The organism is Streptomyces lincolnensis, assembly GCF_021173675.1.
Taxonomy (GTDB): Bacteria; Actinomycetota; Actinomycetes; order Streptomycetales; family Streptomycetaceae; genus Streptomyces; species Streptomyces lincolnensis_B.
The window spans coordinates 1-248 of sequence record NZ_JAIHON010000079.1; the positions used below are offsets into that span (position 1 = coordinate 1).

A 248-nucleotide genomic window follows, 5' to 3' on the forward strand; every position below is an offset into this window, starting at 1 on the left:
CGGGGCCCGACACTTCCGTTCTATGCCGCAAGGCCGAGTCGTTGTCGGTAGCGGGTTCTCGCTTCGTACGGCGTGATGTAGCCGATGGTCGAGTGGATCCGCTCCCGGTTGTAATGTTCCGCGATCCACCGGAAAACGTCCTGCCGAGCCTGCGTGATCGACTCCCAGACCGTCGTGCCGATCTCGGCTTTGAGGACGGCGAAGAAACTCTCCGCCGCGGCATTATCGAAACAGGACCCGGTTCGACC

At 62.1% G+C, this 248-nt stretch carries 1 protein-coding gene; it reads right to left on the minus strand.

Features of this window, described 5'->3' with window-relative positions:
* Positions 1-20: 20 nt before the first annotated feature.
* Positions 21-248: integrase core domain-containing protein (locus tag K4B79_RS47645; protein WP_232033722.1), on the minus strand; the 228-nt coding region annotated here is incomplete at its 5' end.